The organism is Pseudoflavonifractor gallinarum, from assembly GCF_014982855.1.
GTDB lineage: Bacteria > Bacillota > Clostridia > Oscillospirales > Oscillospiraceae > Pseudoflavonifractor_A > Pseudoflavonifractor_A gallinarum.
In genome coordinates this window covers 399043-417862 of record NZ_JADCKF010000001.1, presented here as the reverse complement: position 1 = coordinate 417862, position 18820 = coordinate 399043, and the positions used below count along the sequence as shown (strand labels likewise).

The 18820-nt window shown below is 61.0% G+C and carries 22 protein-coding genes; all 22 read right to left on the bottom strand.

Going from position 1 to position 18820, the window contains the following annotated elements; all coding sequences use genetic code 11:
* Nucleotides 1–181 precede the first annotated feature (181 nt).
* The 22 genes from INF37_RS02065 to INF37_RS01960 all read right to left on the bottom strand — a co-directional run bounded on the left by INF37_RS02065 (nucleotide 182) and on the right by INF37_RS01960 (nucleotide 18258).
* Nucleotides 182–649, bottom strand: coding sequence for a phage holin family protein (locus tag INF37_RS02065; RefSeq protein ID WP_193536106.1), 468 nt, complete (start codon nucleotides 647–649; stop codon nucleotides 182–184).
* A gap of 1 nt (nucleotide 650) precedes the next feature.
* The gene (locus INF37_RS02060) at nucleotides 651–2126 is read right to left on the bottom strand and encodes an N-acetylmuramoyl-L-alanine amidase (RefSeq protein WP_193536104.1); all 1476 of its coding nucleotides are present in this window, start codon (nucleotides 2124–2126) and stop codon (nucleotides 651–653) included.
* Nucleotides 2123–2836, bottom strand: a complete 714-nt coding sequence (locus INF37_RS02055; protein WP_193536102.1) for a hypothetical protein — start codon at nucleotides 2834–2836, stop codon at nucleotides 2123–2125. The genes INF37_RS02060 and INF37_RS02055 overlap by 4 nt, the downstream gene beginning before the upstream one ends.
* A gap of 11 nt (nucleotides 2837–2847) precedes the next feature.
* Complete coding sequence (locus INF37_RS02050) at nucleotides 2848–3852, bottom strand: hypothetical protein (protein ID WP_193536100.1); 1005 nt, start codon at nucleotides 3850–3852, stop codon at nucleotides 2848–2850.
* Nucleotides 3853–3861: 9 nt separating this feature from the next.
* Entirely contained in the window at nucleotides 3862–5961 is a 2100-nt protein-coding gene (locus INF37_RS02045; protein WP_193536098.1) for a hypothetical protein, read from the bottom strand.
* 4 nt (nucleotides 5962–5965) lie between these two features.
* Complete coding sequence (locus INF37_RS02040; protein WP_193536096.1) at nucleotides 5966–6328, bottom strand: hypothetical protein; 363 nt, start codon at nucleotides 6326–6328, stop codon at nucleotides 5966–5968.
* Nucleotides 6325–8496: a phage tail protein gene (locus INF37_RS02035; RefSeq protein WP_193536094.1), complete on the bottom strand. Its 2172-nt coding sequence runs from the start codon at nucleotides 8494–8496 to the stop codon at nucleotides 6325–6327. The genes INF37_RS02040 and INF37_RS02035 overlap by 4 nt, the downstream gene beginning before the upstream one ends.
* A 12-nt stretch (nucleotides 8497–8508) precedes the next feature.
* Nucleotides 8509–8655, bottom strand: a complete 147-nt coding sequence (locus INF37_RS02030) for a hypothetical protein (RefSeq protein WP_193536092.1) — start codon at nucleotides 8653–8655, stop codon at nucleotides 8509–8511.
* A complete protein-coding gene (locus INF37_RS02025; protein ID WP_193536090.1) occupies nucleotides 8652–9074 on the bottom strand; it encodes a hypothetical protein in 423 nt (140 codons plus the stop codon). Before INF37_RS02025 ends, INF37_RS02030 begins: the two co-directional genes overlap by 4 nt.
* A 1-nt stretch (nucleotide 9075) precedes the next feature.
* Nucleotides 9076–9678 (bottom strand): major tail protein, encoded by a 603-nt coding sequence (locus INF37_RS02020; RefSeq protein ID WP_193536088.1) that lies wholly within the window; start codon nucleotides 9676–9678, stop codon nucleotides 9076–9078.
* A gap of 12 nt (nucleotides 9679–9690) precedes the next feature.
* A complete protein-coding gene (locus INF37_RS02015) occupies nucleotides 9691–10179 on the bottom strand; it encodes a hypothetical protein (RefSeq protein ID WP_193536086.1) in 489 nt (162 codons plus the stop codon).
* Nucleotides 10179–10496 carry a hypothetical protein gene (locus INF37_RS02010; protein ID WP_193536084.1) on the bottom strand — a complete coding sequence of 106 codons (318 nt, stop codon included), beginning with the start codon at nucleotides 10494–10496 and terminating at the stop codon, nucleotides 10179–10181. Before INF37_RS02010 ends, INF37_RS02015 begins: the two co-directional genes overlap by 1 nt.
* Nucleotides 10483–10902, bottom strand: coding sequence for a head-tail adaptor protein (locus INF37_RS02005; protein ID WP_193536082.1), 420 nt, complete (start codon nucleotides 10900–10902; stop codon nucleotides 10483–10485). Before INF37_RS02005 ends, INF37_RS02010 begins: the two co-directional genes overlap by 14 nt.
* The gene (locus INF37_RS02000) at nucleotides 10874–11194 is read right to left on the bottom strand and encodes a hypothetical protein (RefSeq protein ID WP_193536080.1); all 321 of its coding nucleotides are present in this window, start codon (nucleotides 11192–11194) and stop codon (nucleotides 10874–10876) included. The genes INF37_RS02005 and INF37_RS02000 overlap by 29 nt, the downstream gene beginning before the upstream one ends.
* Nucleotides 11194–12687 (bottom strand): phage major capsid protein, encoded by a 1494-nt coding sequence (locus INF37_RS01995; protein ID WP_193536078.1) that lies wholly within the window; start codon nucleotides 12685–12687, stop codon nucleotides 11194–11196. The genes INF37_RS02000 and INF37_RS01995 overlap by 1 nt, the downstream gene beginning before the upstream one ends.
* A 3-nt stretch (nucleotides 12688–12690) precedes the next feature.
* Entirely contained in the window at nucleotides 12691–13464 is a 774-nt protein-coding gene (locus INF37_RS01990) for a head maturation protease, ClpP-related (RefSeq protein WP_328821004.1), read from the bottom strand.
* Entirely contained in the window at nucleotides 13461–14636 is a 1176-nt protein-coding gene (locus tag INF37_RS01985; RefSeq protein WP_193536076.1) for a phage portal protein, read from the bottom strand. The genes INF37_RS01990 and INF37_RS01985 overlap by 4 nt, the downstream gene beginning before the upstream one ends.
* A gap of 19 nt (nucleotides 14637–14655) precedes the next feature.
* A complete protein-coding gene (locus INF37_RS01980; protein WP_193536074.1) occupies nucleotides 14656–16326 on the bottom strand; it encodes a terminase TerL endonuclease subunit in 1671 nt (556 codons plus the stop codon).
* Nucleotides 16316–16639, bottom strand: a complete 324-nt coding sequence (locus INF37_RS01975) for a P27 family phage terminase small subunit (RefSeq protein ID WP_193536072.1) — start codon at nucleotides 16637–16639, stop codon at nucleotides 16316–16318. Before INF37_RS01975 ends, INF37_RS01980 begins: the two co-directional genes overlap by 11 nt.
* Before the next feature lie 126 nt (nucleotides 16640–16765).
* The gene (locus tag INF37_RS01970; protein ID WP_193536069.1) at nucleotides 16766–17119 is read right to left on the bottom strand and encodes an HNH endonuclease; all 354 of its coding nucleotides are present in this window, start codon (nucleotides 17117–17119) and stop codon (nucleotides 16766–16768) included.
* Between the two features lie 103 nt (nucleotides 17120–17222).
* Nucleotides 17223–17435 carry a cysteine-rich KTR domain-containing protein gene (locus INF37_RS15825; RefSeq protein ID WP_193536067.1) on the bottom strand — a complete coding sequence of 71 codons (213 nt, stop codon included), beginning with the start codon at nucleotides 17433–17435 and terminating at the stop codon, nucleotides 17223–17225.
* Nucleotides 17436–17499: 64 nt separating this feature from the next.
* Nucleotides 17500–18258: a rolling circle replication-associated protein gene (locus INF37_RS01960; RefSeq protein WP_193536065.1), complete on the bottom strand. Its 759-nt coding sequence runs from the start codon at nucleotides 18256–18258 to the stop codon at nucleotides 17500–17502.
* Nucleotides 18259–18820 lie beyond the last annotated feature (562 nt).

The following is an 18820-nucleotide window of genomic DNA, read 5'->3' as shown; positions in this document are numbered from 1 at the left end:
GTTATACATAACTCATTACCTCCTGGGGTGTTCCCTTCTTGATGGTTTTATTATATACCAATATTGGAGCTTTGTCAATAAAAATACCAATATTGGAGTGTGTTAATTTACAAGAGAACGCAAAAAAGATCCCGCCGATCATTCGGCGGGATCTTGCTACAACCATGCTTTTTGATTTGACCTATTTTGTATCCTCTTGTGCTCCTGCCCCATCGTCCACCTTTTCGCGCAGGGACTCAATGGCCTTCGTAAGCCAGGGCGGGATATCCGCCCCCAGCGCTCCGGCGTTCTCAATGATGCTTCCGGCCTCCGTAAGTATATACCACACGATCACCAGCGGGCAGAAAAAGACCTCATATGTAAACGGCAGGCTGATGCCAGGCATATGTTCCAGGATCATACTGATTACCATGTCCAAGATGCCGGCTACGATGACCGCCACGACCGCCCCCAGCTTGTGCCAGATGCCATCTCTGGCGGCCTGGCTGGACCACTTCCCTGCTCGCAGCGCCGCGCAGGACCCGGTGGCATAGTCGATGGCCATGCAGGAGATCCAGGCAATGACCAGCCAGCCAAACCAGCCCCACAGTGCGGTGAGGGCAGCACAGAAAGCAGACAGCGCAGCTTTGAACGTATTCACATGCTCCATATCAGTCTTTCTCCTTCCGAAGATACTCCGCCATGGCGTGGATCAAGCACACCACATTGGCGTCCGCGTATCCGCTGCCGGTCTTCCAGTAGTCCGGGCTGGTTACGATCCCGGCCTTGGCCAATTCGTCCACATCGGTGTCCAAGTTGGACACATTGGGCTCCTCCCCTTTGCACAGCTTCAGGAACTCTTCCCAGCCGCCAGGCGTGTTCCGGATCGTCCGGGGGCAGTCCTTGCCGTTCCAATGGTGGTGCTGCACTACCCGCTCCAGGGGGATGCTGTGCTCATCCATCAGGAGGCGCACCAGGGCGGCGGCGTTCTCTTTTGCCTTCTCAAAGTTCCCGCCGGAGTCCACGCAGATCTCGATGCCGATACTCTTGGTGTTGCCGGGTCCCTTGGCTCCGTCACCGGCGTGATATGCCGTCTCGGTATCCGGCAGGTGCTGGACGATGGCGTGGTCGTCCACCGTGTAGTGCCAGCTCACCAGGGCGTTGGCGGCTACATCCCCCTTCAGGTAGGAGGCGTGGGCCGCGGCGTCCGCCCCCCGGGCTGCGTTCCCAGTCTCGTGGATGGTGAGGTAGCTGCACGGGTTGAAGCCGCCGGGGCGGTTCTTCCGGCCCTGGGGGATGTAGTCGATCTGGATGGCAATGCCGTTGTCAGTGGTCCGCTGAGGGGCCTTTACCGGCTCCAGGTAGTCCAAGGAGACCCAGCCCTTGTCCGTTCTTCCCCAGCCATCCCGCTCCTCCAGGACGGTGACCACCGTGCCGCAGGGGTAGGCTCCCGTCTTTCCATAGCCCGTACCCGGGCCGCTGCGGATGTTCACGCCGATGGACGGCGTGACCGTGTACTGTTTGCTCATGGTATCCTCCTTGTCTCCGTCTGGCTTATCCTCACCGCTCCGGCGGAAGATGAGCAGCCAGGACCGGCAGATGCGCCGCTGGCTTGGCGTCACCTCCAGGCTCGGCCCAAGGGTGCCCTGGGATGACCAGGAGCCGTCCCACCGGAGGATGTGGACGCACCCACGCGCCCGCAGGGCGTCCTCCAGGGAATCCGTGGTCTCCGGCGTGTCCTTGGAGCAAAGGAGGACTACAACCGTCCCGTCCGGCTTGATCCCAGTGTATGTCCACCCATTGCGCCCGCCATCCTTGTCGGTATACCGTCGGCCGTTGATATCCACCGGAGGGCAGCCGATGGCATAGTCATAGACTGCCTGGTCCTCGGTGCCGACGGAGAGGTGACCCGCCTCGTCGATCAAGATGCCGTACTCGTGGTATTTGGGTCGCAGACCCCACGCGCCGCCGATCATGATTGCGCTCTGGTGGGAGTAGCTCGCCATGGAAAAATAGGCCAGGTTGACCACGCCCACGCAGTTTGGTCCCTGCTCTGCCTTGATTTGCTTCCAGGTGAGACGCTTCACATTATCGTACAGATGAAAACGGTATTTATCTTGCTGGTATTCCGCGATTTTGTAACTCATGCGATCTCCTCCCACTGCCACATACTGGGCGTATCCGGCGGCCAGACGCATGGTGTCATGCTGCCGCCCGCGGCCACCCGGTACACCTTGTCTTTGTACGAATAATGCTTACCTGCAATGCAGTCCATCCCCAGCACCCACGGGATGGGGTCCTCTGCGGTCCCGGCGTGCTCCTGGTCGATTGGCCGGTATACGGCCAGCATGCCCTCCCCGTGGGGCGGCTGACTCTCCAGAGGCGTGACCGCCTGCACCACACGGTAAAGCTGCCCGCCGTCCTGGATGATGCGGCCCTCCGGCAGTTCCTTACCTTCCTTCAACACGTCCGCCCACGTGGGGAAAAGGTCCGGAATCTGCAATGCCACAGTGTCCTCGATATCCACAGCAGCCGCTGCAAAAGCCATGACTGCCGCCTCCATCTGGCTGGTGCGGGACGGACGCGCCGGAGGGATGGCCGCCCGGTCTGCCTCGATCTCCTCCGCCGTGCGTTCCACCGCTCGGCCGTCCGTCAACTTGTACCGGGGGACGCCGTCCTCCGTGTACAGTCCGGAGGGAAAATAGTGCGACTGACAGAGGTTATACCGGTCGCCCACGCCTTCGTCGATCTGCGTCCAGCCGGGCAGGTCCTCGGGGGCGGTATACCCGCCGTCGCAACGGGTAATTCGGCCGCGCTCGTCGGCCTTAACATACACTTTCGATTGTGTCATTTCCATCAGTAATCACCTCACAACTCGGCGGAGAGAAGGAAATCCGACGGGTTCGATATGTCCTCGGAATACATGATGTATTGTCCGCCATCCTCAAAAGACGCGGTGACGGACAGGAACACACCACACCCGGACATACCCATTACGCTCAACGCGGAGGGTCTTTGTGCGCCTCCTCCGTTGCTCTTTACGATCCAAAGTTTTGACGGATCTCCAGAGAAAACCGGCTTTGTGCGCATGAGAACAGGCGTCTTTACTACTACAAATCCGGTCGTTTGGTTGCTGACAAACACAGTGCCAATCGGAGCTGTTGGAAAGGCTCCATAAAATGGAGAATAAATATACCGCTGGCACTCCGCCAGAATCTGCCCCGGCTTGCTGTCCGGCTGCGGAATCGGTTCTAATGTACCGTCAGACTTTTGATAAGCCAAAGTTTGATTAAGGCCATCTTCAAACTTTGCAACAACACCTTTTGAAGTCGGAAACGTAATCGATTGCCCAGCACGAAGTCCTATTGAAACGTACTGCCAACTACTATCCCATTCTACCGAAACCGACCCAAACGAGGTTGATTCGCTAAATCCGTCGTGACTGACAGAGTTCATATTCCCAGTCGCGCAGAAAACTCCTTCATTTGTTACAACAGAAAATGTCGATACTACGTCGAACAATGGGGATTCGATTCTCTGTATAAGATAACCGTTCTCGGAGGCGGATGTATTGGAGACAACAATGTCCCCATTCCCGCTCTTCTCGATCGTCATGTTGCTCGAAAGCACCCACCCGTCAAAGCAATAGTTCCAGGCTCCTGTGTAGCTGTTCTTCCCTCTTTGGTTTTCTTTAAAGCCGCCATTCACAATTCTGGAAGGCCGCACCCCTGCCCCCAAATTCGCAAGCGCCTCCTGAGGCGTCTTTGCCCCATTCAGTGCATCCACGGCGTCGTCGATATCCTGGGCGGAGTGGTCAAATTCCGTCACCTGGGTCAGGATGCCGTTGACCATAATTTCTGTGGTATGTGCCATGTTACCTCCTCAATAATATACAAGTACCATGCCGGGGGCTCCGTCGCCGCCCTCGCCGCCGTCGCCTCCAGATCCACCCTGACCGTACCACGTGCTGGACGAGTCGGGTCCTTTTGCGGGGCCGCCGCCTCCGCCGCCTCCGCCGCCGTGTCCGGCGCCTCCGCCCTGCCCACGTCGGAGTCCGTCATCGGCTTTTACAGGGACGGCTCCATCGCCGCCCTCACCGCCATTTGCAAATGGTTGGCTGTTTACATATCCTCGCTCGCCGTTTCCGCCGGGTGCTCCGGCAGCAGCACCGCCGCCAAGGCCGCCAAGGCCATAGTAGCTGCTATAATGGCCGCTTTCGCCCTGTTCACCAGGGCGATAGATCACACCTTTGTACTCCACGTCCTCGCCGGGCACGACCTCCGTGCCAGTCTCCCCGGCTCCGGAGCCTCGCCCGCCGGGGATGCCGCTGATGCCTACGTCTCCATAAATGGATCCGTCAAAGAGGTTCACATATCCCTCTGCGGCGCTCCGGCCATCGGCGGAGGAGAGCGCCCCAAAGGTGGTCTCACCGCCCGGCTCAGCTTCCGCGTCCAAGGTAGCTCCCTTTCCGCCAGGGCCGATCTTTACCGCAAAGCGCTGCCCGGGTGATGCCTGGATGGTCTCCACATAGATCTTGCCGCCATTGCCTGGCGTGCCGGGCGCGCCGCCCTCACCGGCTGCGCCATACTTGTCAGCAGACGCTTTCCCGCCTTCTTTTCCGGGGCTTCCCAGGCCGCCGCCGTCGCCCCCGCCGATGACCACCACCCGGGCCTTGCCCTTGCACTCCGGCGGCATGACAAAGTCGGTGTCCTCGGTCAGGACCGCCACGTGCTCGTAGTAGTTGCCCGACGCGGTGGGGATATAGCCGGAGACGATGGTGGCACTCCCCTTCAGGATGCCGGACATGGTGATATCCAGGTCCCGGATGTATCCGGACGCCGCCTCCCCGAAGGGATCGACGAAGGTGACCGCGTCCCCCGGCTTCTGGTGGGTGACCACCAGGTCCATCTGGTAGGACACCGCGTGCCCGTAGTAGGCCTCCAGCCGCTTGAGCACATTCTCCGCATTGAGTAGGCTCACCAACTCACACGCGGAGGACTGGATCACATTCGGGGTGCCCTGGTCCGAGAGGACCTTGGTAAGCACCCGCTGGGTATGGGTGTACTGCTTTCCGGTCAGGGTCACTGAGGAGGATGGTCCCAGGACCGCGTAGTTTGCGCCGCTCTCCAGGATGACTCCGTTGGCCGCCTGGAGGTCGTGGGCGGGCTCGTCGAACTCCACCAGCACGCCGCGCACCTGTGCACCCATGGGGGTCACCAGCACTTCCGCGGCCGCCTCGCCGTCGAAGAGGGTGACCAGAGTGTCCCCCGGAAGGGCCGCGAACGAGTGCTCCGTCACGCTGATCTGGGTAGCCGGGGTATCCCCGGCCACCGAGCCGCCCATGTAGATCTCGGTCTCCTCCAGTCCGTAGGGCGTCCTCTCCTTTTGGGGCACGATGGACAGCAGGCCCGTCTCATCCTTTTCGATCATCGCGCCGGCGGCAAAGAGCGTGTCCAGCAGGGCGTCCCGTCTGGATTTTTTGCGGATCAGGCCATACAGGATGGTCTCTCCCAGGGCCGGGTCCATCCGGTACGCGATGATGCCGCGGATGATGTCGGCCGCCAGCTCTGCCAGGGAAATGCCGTTGTATATGCCGCCGTAGTAGTAGGAGGAGCGGAGCAGTCCCACGGCGGAGACCGCCTTCAGTTGATAGGCCTCGCGGCCCGTGCGGGGAATGGACTCCACATAGAACTTTCCGATGAGGTCCTCCCCGTGATAGTACCAGACCGGCTCCCCGTACCGGTAGGACTTGTCCAGCCCCAGACGGGCCGTTTGTGCGGCCAGAAGCACTCCCTCCGCAGCCAGCAGCTTCCCGTCGGCGGCGAGGGGCAGGAGTCTGGTGTCGTAGTTCAGCACCCTGGCGGTGAGGGTATCCACGCTGAGGCTCTCCGCGGCCAGGGCGTCCCCGATGCTGGCGGAGGCCGACAGCAGATCCCGGGTCTCCCCTGTATACGCCTTATTCCGGTATATCAGCCGGTTCATCCCATCACCTCTCCCGCAGGTTGAGCGTCAGATCCTTGTACCAATTCCCCCGCCCGGAGAGGGGCACCTGTGTGGGCGCCCCGGCTGTTGGGATCATGACCCGCGTCACTTCCTCCCCTGTGTCCGGATCGTCGTAGGTCACGGTCACATAGGTCAGCTTACACAGCCGGATCAGGGCGGAGTACTGCGCCTGATTCAGCCCGTTGGCCTCCAGGTCCAGCACCGCCTTGACCGACACCACATCCAGGATGGTCCCTCCGGCGATGTCCGTCCCGCTGTTGGGCCCCTCCCGCTTCTCATGGGATGGAGAGACTCCGTATCGGTTGAAGCACCCCGTAAAGTCCTGGCCATTGATGTTCAGTTTCATCCAGTCGGCACCTCCACCAGAGACGGGCCACGGAGCGAGGCCTCACGGGCGTTGAATTGATACTGCTTGCGGGCGAGAGTCGTCCCATCCAGCTCGGTGGTCAGGTAGAAGGTATAGGACGCGGGGATGGAGGGCTGCGCGCCATACGACGCCCCGGAGCGGTCCATCTGTCCGCCGAAGCGAACAGACGGCACCGGGATGCTCCGCTGCATCTGGGCCGCCACGCCGGCCATCTCCCGCTGGAAGCCCACGCCGATGCCCTGGGCCATGAACCGTCCCACCTCGTCCCGGAACACGGCGGAGGGCGAGTGGATGCCGAAGAAGGATTTCACTCCGTCCAGCACGCTCCCGCACCACTCCTTGATCTTCCCGGTGAGCCACGCAGCCGAGCCGGTGATGCCCTCCCAGAGTCCCTCCACGATGTTCTTCCCGATGTCCGGGATTTCTCCGATCAGCGCTTTCAGACCGTCCAGAATGGCCACTCTGACTTTCAGCACGGACGAAAGCAGCTCCGGAATATTCCCGACGATGCCGATGGCCAGCTCGGCCAGGAGCCGGGCGCCGCTCTCCGCGATCTGCGGGAGGGACGAAAGCAAAAAGGATACGATCGCCGAGATGATCTTGGGAAGCTGTGCCACAAGACCCGGAATGGCGTTGATGATGCCCAGCGCCAGCTCGCCGAGCACGTTCGCGCCTTGCTCAATCAGGGCCGGAGCATTGTCGCCAAGGAACTGGAAAAAGGCGGCCAGCGCATCTCCGGCCGCCGCAATCCAGACCGGAAGCTGTTGGGAAAATCCCTGTACCAGGTCCAACAGGACCTGCCCTCCCTGCTGGATCAGCTCGGGCGTTTTCTCCGCAACGGAAGAGATCAACCCTCCCACCACTTCCGCCCCGGCAGCTGCAATCTCCGGCAGGCTCTGAGCGATACCGCTCAGCAGCGCGGACACGATCTGCGCCCCTGTGCTCAAAAATTCCGGCAGCTTCTCGGCCACCGTGCTCACGATCTGGCCCACCGCCTGCGCCATGGCATCCCCCGCGCCTGGTGCGCCTGTCAGGATGCCGTTAAAGGCATCGATGAGCTGGGTCAGTGCCGGGAATAGCTCGGACGAGAGCTGCGTCTTGACTTTGGAAATGGTCTCGCCAAGCCCGCTCAGGGATGCATCCATCAGGGCCTGATTCTCCCGGGCCTGCACCAGGGCCTCGTTATTTTTCCAGAAAGCGTCTGCGGATCCGTCATAGGTATCCATCAGCAGATTCATGAGGTAGTTCGCCCGGTCGGTTTCATCCGACATGGACGAAAGCGTTTTATTTACCTCGTCTTCGCTGATCCCGACCCAGTTCAGCGCGTCCGCCAGTACGCCGGTTACTTTCGCGGTTTTAGCGGTTTCGTTACTGGCTTCGATCAGTCCCTCAACAGGGATAGAGTCGCCAAACTCACCAAACACACCAGCTGCAATGTGTGTCCAATATGCGATGTCCTCGCCGTCAGTAGACAGCTTAGACAAAAGCTGTGATGCTTCCGTGGCGGTATCTGTGTCGCCGAGAATTTTATAAAATTCTTTATACGCATACGACGCCATATCCGCGTCAGAGCCAGCAGCCTCAAAAGCACTATTGAGCTTTCCCTGCGCCACCCGGTATTCCTCGGTGGATTCGTCCAGGCTGAAAAGACTCTTGACCGCGTTCCCGATGGCGCTGGCGGCCGCCTGGATCCCGCTGGATGCCACATTACCAAGGGCGACTGTCATGCTGCTGAACTTCCCGCCAGCCTGCTCCGCAGCCTCTCCGGCCTGTTCTGTCGTGTCGGACAGATCGTCCATGTCACCCTCCGTCTTGGAGAGCGCAGACTTCATCTTGTTCAGGTCTGCGGTGGCGTCGTTCACCGCCTGGGCCCAGCGAAGCGTGCGGCTGTCGTTCTCGCCGTACTTCTCGGCAGCAGCGTCCAGGCCCTTGCGCAGCAGGGCAAGTTTTTGCTCCTGGGCCTCGATCTGGCGGTTGAGGACCTCGCTCTGGTCTCCCAGGGCCGCCTCGCTCTGGTCTCCCGCGTCAAAGGCGGAGGTCACCGCCTTCATTTCACTGCCCAAGGTCTTTAATTGCTGGTTGATGTTGCCCAGCTGCTTGCGAAATTCGGCCTCGCCGTCGATTCCGATTTTTGGGCCGATATCCACGCTCAACGCTCCTCACCTCACATCCGGGATAATCTCTTCGTCGCTCAGGACCCGGCGCCGGACCATCCCCTCGTGCTTGATCTGCTCAATGGCGATGAGATCCAGCAGTTCTCCAAAGGGGAGATCCAGCGCCTGGTCATAGGTCAGGCCAATCTTCAATCCGTACCAGATGTACCACTCGGGGCCGATTGGCCCGTCGTCTCCTTCTCTCCCTGAGTGGCGGTCGCGTTTTTTGGGGGCTGTGCGTCCACCGAGTGAGACGCGCCGGCCGACATGCTCTCCATGACTCTGGCCTTGAGGCCCGCCAGGTCATCCATGCCGCACAGGTCATAGAGGGTCTCCTGGTCGGGAGGCACCGGAGACTCCTCCCCGTTGAGCTTTGCGTGCCGGTATCCGGCGTCCAGCATGGCCGAGAGGAGCCACAGCGTCTCGTCCAAGACCTCCATCAGGTCGTTCCCGCTCAGCGCCTGGCCGATCTGATCGATGCCGCCGTATCGCTCGTGGCAGGACCGCACCACCCGCGTGGAAAAACACAGGGGGTACGCTTTCCCGTCCAGGGTAATCATCGCCGTTCTCATATCAGGGGCCCTCCGTGATGCTCAGGCGGTTCTTGATGTAGGCCTCGGCCTGGGCCTCAGTGGTGAAGGTGGCCTCCTTCTTCCAGCTGTGCTTTTCACTCTCGTCCCGCATGATGGTGGCCGTGAGCTCGGGGACCTGCCACTCAATGCTCTCCCCCTGGGTGGTGGCCGCGTCGGCGGGTACCGAGAACATGACGCGGGTCAAAACGATGGCCCGCCACTTGGTGACGCCGCGCACCTGCTTCTTGATGATGAAGCCCACCCCCAGATAGGGGGTCACCTGGTCGTCATTGTACAAAAGCTCCTTCACGCTCTTGTCGGTCACGCCGTCGATCACGCCGACCTCCTGCTCGGCCAGGCCCAGGATGGCCTTGGAGACCTCGTCCGAGAGATCGTCCGGCTTCACCGTGAGGGTGCCGCCGGCAAACTGCCGGTCGGTCTCGGCGATGCCGTTGTCGGCATAGAGGTTGTTGTCGTCGCTGGTCTCGATCTCCACCCCGACCTCGGTGGCCTTTCCCATCACGCCGCCGGCGGAGTAGGTCACGCTGCCGCCCGAGGCGGAATACTTGGCATAGTAGGGTTTGGAAACGCCAATGGTTGCCATAGGTATCGCTCCTTACTTCATAAGATCTTCGATGTTTTTTTCCGTAGAGTGCTGCATGAACGCCACAGCCCGCTGTTTGGAGGCGTTCACAGCCTTGCGCACAAAGGGATTCTTCTTCATCCAGGTGGTGCCGCTCTCCACCGACCGGGCCACCATCTGGTTGGGTTGGCCGTTGGGCCAGCGCTTGGTGCGGATGTCGTTGTACCCGTCAAACCCGATCTTGACGTGCAGATACCCGGTGCCGTCGTCCTGCATGGAGGCAATGCCCAGGCTGTGCGCCAGCCCATCCCGCTGTCTTTTCTTCGGCCCTCTCGTGGGGCTGTCTGACGTTCCGAACCGCTCGTCGGTGGGCACCTGGTCCAGTGTCTTGCGGATCTCGTCGGCGACGATGCCGGCTGCCCCGTAAATGGCCGCTCCGAGGACCTGGTCCTTCAGCCCGGCCTCCAGCTTGGAGAGCTTCATGATGTAGTCCTCGCCGCCCTTGAAGTTGATGGTCGCCATCAGGCCAGCACCTCCCAGACCCACTCGTAGTGGAAGAACCCGGTTTCCTCCTCATGCTGCACGGAGTTGAGGCTCCAGGACACACCGTACTCGCTGAGGGCCTGTCCGAGCTCCTCCGCCCAGGGGTCCCGCTCCTGCCGGGTGAAGAGGTCCGTGGTGCCGGTGACCGCCCGCTCCGCGTGGCCGCCGTCTGCCGCAAGATCGTTGGTTCCGTCCTCCTGCCAGACAAAATAGCGCTCCGACTTGAGGCGTCTGGCGTGGCTCACCGCATCGGTGACCGCCAAGTGCGCCGCTTTGATGGTGTCATACCAGTCCATGTCCATCCCCCTCCCCGGATGTGTCCAAGTCGGACACCTTGTAATTCTGGTCGATCCTGGTGAGGGTCAGGTCCATGCTGGGCGGGTAGACGTCCGGGGCGCTCTGCACCATATCGATCCGGTACTGCCGCCCGTCCTCCGTCACGGCCAGGTCCTGGCTGCTCACGCACGCCAGGCGGGGCGTGCGGACCACCCGCTCCACCTCCACCTGATTCTGCTTCCCAGAATAGTAGCGCTGCAATCCCAGGCGGCGCTCCTCATAGCGGAGCACCGCCTTTTTGACCGGCTTCTCGATCGGGAGGCCGCCGGGCGGTCCGGCGTCCGTGACACCGTAAACCGTCAGCAGGCCGTCGTTGTACCCCTGGGTGATACGGTCGTCACGGGGCCGAAACGGCGTTTTCCGCATAGCGCCTCACCGCCCTCTCGTTTTGCATATCCAGGATCAGCGCCAGATAGTTCCCCTCGAACACATCCAGCGCACTGTCCCTGGCATAGCGCACATACTCAAACAGGAGCGTGCGCGGCATTCCGTCCTGGGTGTAGTCCCCTGCCTCCCCCAGCTTGCCGTCCAGATAGGCCATGCCTGAGGCGATGAGGCCGGACACCTTGGCGTCGGTGGCCTCATCGTCCCAGGTGATGTCCAGGTAGTTCTTCACGTCGGCCAGCAGCCCGGCGGGCAGGCTGTCCCGTCCCGCCATCAGGATTTGGTCACGGTGACGGTGTACGACTTGGTGGTCTCACCGTCGGCGGCGGTGACCTTCACGGTCAGCGTATTGGAGCCGTCAAACCAGGTCACGGCGGAGCCGTTGGGCACGGGATTTGTGGTGTCGCCGTCCGTGTCCTTGTTGGTGATTTCGATCACCGCTCCGGCGTGCTTGGGGGTAGCCTTAATCACATTGGTGGCGTTGGTGGTGCTCGCGGTATAGGATGTGGTCTCCCCGGCAAAGGCTGGCGTAAGGGTGAGTGCACCGATCTTCAGGTCGACCAGATTGGCATCGGTGACCGCGGCGGGCGCCTCTACCGGCTGCACCTTGTAGACGGTGGGCTGGAGTTTGGAGATGTCCAGGTAGAGGAACGCATTGTCGTCCATGGGCAGTCCGTTGGCATACGCCTTGATGAGGTAAACCCGCTCGTCCTCCACGAAGCGGTAGTGGTCAGAGTACTCGATGCGGCCGTCTGTCGCGGTGCCGGCTGCGGCAAAGTACTTGTAGGCCATGCCGAAGATGGCCCGGCCCACCGGCAGGGCGGGAGACTGGATGATGGAGGCCGGATAGGGCAGCACATCGCTGCGGTAGGTGCCGTCGGGGGCCATGACGGTGGTGGCAGGCATGACCTTCTGGAAGTAGTCCTGGGGATTGACCACCAGGATCACATCCCGCACCGCGCGGGGCTTTCCGTTTCCATCTACCGCCAGCAGGGAGAGCAGATTTCCCACCGTCTCGGCGTCCAGGTTGGTGACCTCAACGGTCTTTTTCTCCGGATACTTTCCGCCGGAGACGCTGACGCCCTCGCTCACGTCCCGGTTCATGCCGATGGGCTTGTTATCGCCGTCGCCCACTGTAATGCCGGCCTCCATGCCGTTGGCCAGGGCTTCATAGAGCACCTGGCGGACATAGCTGTCCATCCACACAGGGCCCAGGTCCAGCATGGCCTTGCAAACCGGCAGGAAGGCGGACAGCTTCAGAAGGCCGGTCTCCACCTCCTTGAAGCCGGAAGTCAGCTCCTTGACGATCTCGTCGCAGAGAGGGCCCCACGCGGCCTCCTGGTACCCGTTGGTGTTCATCATCATCTTGATGGCGCCGCCGGTGGGAATGAAGGAGATCCGGGAGAGCAGCGGATGGGAGGTGCGCAGTTCATCAAAGACGGCATCAATGATGGTCTCCGGCATGACCACATCCAGATTGGCCAGGGCCTGCTTGGGGTCTCTGGACTTCATGGCCTGGGAGAGCTTCTGATAATATTCCGTTTCCTTCGCGGTGAGCTGCCGGACGCCCCGGGCGGCCAGGATGCGGGAGTCCATCTCCTGCTGCATCTCGCCGATGCGGGCGTCATACTTCTGCTGGATGTCCTCCTGGATCAGCTCCAGCATCTGGTCGAAGGCCTGATAAAAGCCCTCGGTGTCGCCCTCTTTGATGGCCTTCTGCATGAGGGTGCGGATTTCCTCCCGGTTGAGAATGTCGTTGGATTTCATAGCTTATCTCCTCTCAAACAAAGTAAAGATGGGGTTGGTCTTTGCGCCCTGGCTGGGCGGTGTGGCAGGGCCGCCCGTGTCCCCCTGGGTCAGCTGCCGGAGCTGAGCCGCCAGGCTCTTCTGGATGCCGATGCGTTGCTCCAGCGTCAGGTTGGCCTTCTGGAGGACAGCCGCCGCCCCGGACATGTCGGCCTCCTGCTCGGCGTACCGGTCGGCCAGGCCGTACTGGATACACTGCTCCGCGGTGAGCCAGGTCTCCTCGTCCATCATGGCGGTGAGGGCCTCCTCGTCCAGGCGGTCCCCCGACTTGGCCAGATAGGCCTGGCGGCCGGCGGCGTTGATGGTGTCCAGGTCGTCGGCCGCCTTCCGCAGCTCTCCGGCGTTTCCCATGGCGCACATCCACATGTTATGGATCATCATCAGGGTGTTCCGGGGCATGACCACCTCGTCGCCCGCCATGGCGATGACCGAGGCGATGGAGCAGGCAAAGCCGTCCACATACACCGTCTTATGGGCGGGGTGGCGCTTGAGCTGGTTGTAGATGGCCGTTCCCTCAAAGACCGATCCGCCGTAACTGTTGACATAAATATTGATCTGCTTCACATCCGGGTGGGCGGAGAGCTCCTCCCGAAACGTGTTGGCGCTGGTCTCGCTGCGGATGATCTCATCCCGCCACCAGTCGTACCCGTCCTCCATCACGTCCCCGTAGATGTAGAGGTCCAGGGTGCCGGGGCTGGCAGCCTGCCTGATCTCCCACATTGTCTTTTTCTGATTCACTTTGTTCCTCCTTCCTTTGCGCTCAATTTTCGGGTGGCCTCTCCCATGGGCGAGATGTTCAGGGTCATGAAATGCTCATCCGCCCACGGCTCGTTTATAGTGGCCTGGTTGGCCGCCCTGCGCACATCATTGATGGTGTATGCCCCGGAGCCCACCAGCTTCTCCACGTTGGCCGCATTGGCGAAAAGGTCAAAGTGGATGATACTGCTGGAGTCGATCCGCAGGTAGTTCCCCCGTTTCCACTGGTCGTACCCGTACCGCTTGCGCACGATCTCCTCCTGGAGCTGGTCACACAGCGGGTCGATGCAGTTGGTCAGAAAGCGGGTGTTGGCGTCGGCGGTTCCCTCCACCTTCCCGTTGGTCAGCACCGCCGGGATAAGGAAGCCCCGGGCGGTAAAATCGAAGATATCCTCGATCATGGCCCGGATGTCCCGAGTGTCCCCGCCCAGCTTTCCGCCCACGTTCTCATAGGTGTATCCATCAAACTCCGGCAGGATGGCCCCGTCGCTGTCCAGGAAGGGCTTCACCTGATCCTGGATCATCTGCTGGAAGGTCTTGGCCCATCCGTCGTCGCCCTGGGCCATCTGGGCCACATGGACCTTCCAGTGCTGTCCCCTGTCCCAGGCGTAGGCCTTCATGGCAGCGGAGACCATGCGGTAATAGGACTGATAGAGCCCGTTGACGATGGGGCGCATATTGGTGTGGTTGAGCTTCAGGTGGAGCACATTGGACTCATAGAGGGGATACTGGTACTGATACCCTCCCACCACCACACCCCGGTACTCGTTCTGACGGGAGGGCCACTCCTCCGGCGTCTCCCAGCTGTCCGCCACCACCAGGGCATCCATATCGTTCCGGGCGAGGGTGTTGACGATCAGCGCCTCATTGTCCTGATAGAGCCGGGCAACCAGCTTGTGCATGAACGCGGTGGCGTTCTGGTTCACGTTCGGGGAGATGTTCCAGAGGTAATAGTCTTTTTCCTGGATCTCCTCCCCGTTGCGGAAGGTACGAAACTCGCAGCGGCCCATGGCATTGGCCACCATGTTGGCGCAGATCCAGAAGCACAGCTCCCGCACCTGGTACTCCTGGGCCGCCTCAAACAGCTCCCGGCAGCTCACCTCCACGGTGGACGGCGTGCCGGACCGGTCGCGCAGCCACTTGAAAAAATGCATCGCCGTCTGGATCACCTCCTCATAATTGGATTACCCCCACCGGCGGGGCGCTCACCGGTGCGCCTTCACCCAGGGCGCTCTCGATGGTCATGCTGGCCACCAGGGCCATAAATGGGTCGGTCTTGCGGCTCTTCCCCTCGATCTTGGCGTAGATAAAGTTCCCGGTGTCCACCCCCATTTTTTTGGAGCTGCGCACCCGCTTGGTGTTGTTGACCGCCCAGCGCAGGTGCGGCTGGTCTCCCCAGGTGAAGAGCTGCCGGTCAAAGCACTCCTGGATCACCGGGTCCACCATCATGATGTCCGACGGCCGCACCAGCTTCACCCGCTTTTTGTCCCCTGCGTCAAAGCCGATCTTCTTCATGCTCTCGGAGACCAGCGTCCAGCGGTAGTGGTCCATTGCCAGCATGCGCACATGGCAGCGCCGGGCCATGTCCTGGATGTCTGCCGCCAGCAGGTCCGGGTGGATGCTCACATCATCCACCACGGTCACGAGCTTTCGGGCGGCCCAGTCCCTCCAGGGGGCCTTGACCCGGGGGAGCGTCCTGGACTGGGCGCAGATCCATGTATGGTTGACGTCATACCGCTCCGCCCCCCGGCGGAAATGGTAGTTGACCGACGCCCAGTCGGAGAGCTCGGCGTAGTCCAAACCCACGGTGCAGCTCCACCCGGTCAGATCGGGCAGGGGCCGGTTGGTGGCCTTGACCTTCTCATAGTCCGTGACCGAGATCTCCTTCTGCCCCGCGCGCAGGCCCATGCGCTTGGTTAGAAAATCTCCGTTCTGCTCCGGGTGGTCCACCCACTCCCGGTACTCGTCCTCGATCTCCTGCCGGAGGTGCGGCAGATAAAAGAGCGAGGGGTTTGCCATATACCAGTTCTCCGGATCATGGACCTGCTCCCGGCTGCCCAGGCAGCAGATGAAGGGCAGAAACCCGTTGTCCGGCTCTCCCTCGAAGAGGATCCTCCGGCCTCGCGCCAGGTAGTCGTCCAGCGGCCCGTCGGACACCTCTCCGTTGGAGGTGAAGATCCCCACCCGGGGCTGGGCCACCTTGCCCTGGCCGGTGATAAAGACCTTGATGTTGTCGTAGTTCTCAAAGGCGTGGACCTCGTTGAAGACCACCTTGCCCGAGCGCATCCCGTCCCGGCCCTTGGGGTTATTGGTCCGGCCCTTCATCACGCCCTTGTTTTTCCGGCCCTGGATGAGCTCCTTGGTGTGGTAATAGTGGCGTTTCAGCTTCTTCTCATACTTCGGGGACTCCAGCACCTCAGCCAGATCCTTCACCGGTGTGACCGCCTGCTCCTCGTTGTTGGCGCAGATGTCCACGTTGTAATGGCTGACGGGGTTATAGGGCGAGATGGAGCAGGCCCCGTCAAAGGCGATGAAGCCGTCCTTTCCCGCGCCGCGCCCAACCATGCACAGCAGCGTTTTCCAGCGGGGCGTCCCGTCCGGCTTATAGGTGCAGTCCCACAGCGCCAGAAGGAACTCCTCCCATGGAAAGAGCCGCTCAAAGGGAAAATACCGGATGAGTCCCAGGTATTTTGCCAGCTGCTCCGTGTCCACACGGATGTCCTCGACTTCAAAGCAGCGGCGGATATAGGCGCACAGTGCGTGCTGCTCCGGGCAGGCCCGCGGGGTGTCCGCCTCCACGGACTCCAGATACCGGCAGATCTCCGGCGGCAGGTTACAGCTCATCGTCCTCACCGCCCCGGCCCTGTCCATCGTCCTTGAAGCCCAGCGCCGTATAGATGGCCAGCATCTGCCGGGAGACCTGGACCGCCAGGGAGATGCTGCGGTTCTCCACCATCATGCCGCGCTTTTCATCCAGCACGCACACGCCGCGCTGGGCCACATCCTCCTCCAGCTGCTTGAGCTGGATCCAAAAATTCATGTACTCCCGGACCTTGTCGGTGTATGCGGCCTCCACCATGCCCCGGGCCTCCAGACTCTCCATCATGGATTGCCGGAGTTCTCGGTACGCTTTTGTCTGTTCCGGCTTTTTTGCCATGCCATTCCTCCTGTCCGGCTCGCTCTGCCCGGCGGGGCGCGCGTGGGTGCGCGATGCGCCGAGAATGTCCTAGACCCACCCGATTAGGCCCCAATGGCGGGACCTGCGTTTTTTGGACGGGGGGTATCAGTCCCACCGCTCGGCCGTCAGCGGCGCGCGTCGCTGCGGAAGCCTGCGCAGGCTCTCCGGGTGGAGCTCCTCGTGGCAGTCCTTGCAGACGCTGACCAGCTGACGCGCTCCGGTGTCCGGGTCCACGATGCTGAGCGCCAGATCCGGCCGGTCCTGGAGATGCCTGACGTGGTGGACGATCCTGGCCGGCCGGTACCGGTGTTTCTGCTCCCGGCAGCGAACGCACTCCCGCCTGTCCAGGCGGAGCACTTCCGCACGGACTGCATGCCACTCGGGCCAGTCGTAAAAGCGGGCTTCCCTGCCCGATTTAATCAGCGCCTTAAGTTGGTTCAGCCGCAGCGCTGAGATCATGCCAGCACCCCCTTGTGTCCAAGTCGGACACCGGCTTCCGTCCCGGGCTATCACCTCCGGGCAAAACAAAAAGCCAGCGCCCGACACTGCCCCCATCCAGGGATCAGTTTGTCGGGCACTGGCTAAGAAAGCACTGGCCACTCTCGATATTCACGATGGTCGTCGCCTTGCAGTGGCGGCACCAGAGTTGCAGGCGCCGCGCCTGTGTGTCAGGCCGGATCATCTGAGACGTGCGCCGTTTGCATACAGGGCAAATGACGTATCCGTCCTTGATAATTAGTTTACCACATTTGGGGCTATGTTTCAATGTTTCCACAGCTGTTTTCCATCTCCTTCCCAGAAGTTACACCCTGTTTCCAGACAGAAACAAGACGCGCGAGCTATGCAGGTTTCCGTTTGGCCGGTGGCCGTCTTCCTTTCTTGTCTCCCTTCTTTTCCGGCAGCAGGTACTTCAAATACAGATATTCGCCCCACCCGTTGTTGTCCGCCTTCCGGGACAGGACGAACGCCCCGGGCGGCAGCGTGATGGTGACGTTGTCCTTGACCGTCTCGGTCTCGGTCTTTGGTTTGAGCAGTCCAATGGACGGCGTCCAGGTCCGCTCCCCCACCCGGCACTTGCCCACCTCCCGGGGTTCCTTGGTGAGGTAGCGGGCCAGGGCTTCGTAGCCCTCCCACACATCCAGCCGTTCCACCTCCACCTGCCCATAGGGCCAGAGGGAGCGGAGCACCTCCACATCCCGGCCGGTCCCGTTGAGGACCATGTGGTGGTGGAGGCGCCCGCCCTCGGAGGAGAGCTGCTCGGTCACATAGATGTACCGGGTCTTTTGCCCTGCCATCTTCCGCGCACCCCGGAGCAGTTTGAGCATCTTCCGGTACTGCTTCAGGGCCGCGTCTTTGTGGATGGGGATGTGTGCATCGTCGTATGTATGGACCACGTGGAGATCCTGCCCTCCAAAATTGGCGGCCAGTGTCATCTCAAGCTTTTGCCAGGATCTCCGGAGGTTGATGCTATCCTGTCCGGCGCTGCTCATCTCCCGCTTGCAGGAGCGTTCCTGCTCCCCGTCCCGGGGGCCGGCCACCGTGTAACACACAGCAGACACCAGCCGCCCGGCGGTGATGGTCTTGATCCGTTTACTCATCGGCATCCCCTTGGTTCACCCAAAACTCGGCCGCCGGCTGACTGAGCCAGTGCAACAAACACTGTTTGCATCGTTCCAGCGGTATGAGCGTGTCTTTTTCCACATCTTCATCACACTCTGGCAGGTTTCTGCAAATATGAGGGGCACTATCTTCAGACATACATCGGTTTATAAAATCTGCCAATTTCTCATCGTTCATGGACCGGATACGATCTGCGTTTGTCTCGGGAGCCTTAAATGCCCCGCATTTGACCACAATTTCATTTGGTTCTCGGTGGTGTCTGCAATCTGCAACGCATCTATCGCAAAGGTTAAGTCCCATCTTTCTTGATTCCCCTCGCTCTCTTCTCTAGTTCAGACCATGCTCCCTCTGTGAGAGGGCGGCCGCACTCTGGGCAGAATTTGATTCGAAAGGCTGAGTTCGCAGAAACATCCTTCATGCAACATTTCGCATACGGAGGGCAAGCGTTGCACTCAGTTACTAAAGTTGCTGCCTGTCCAAAAGTGTTCATAAACAGTTTTGTGCTATTTGTATGCTGGTATAACGTGGTTTTCCCGTTGC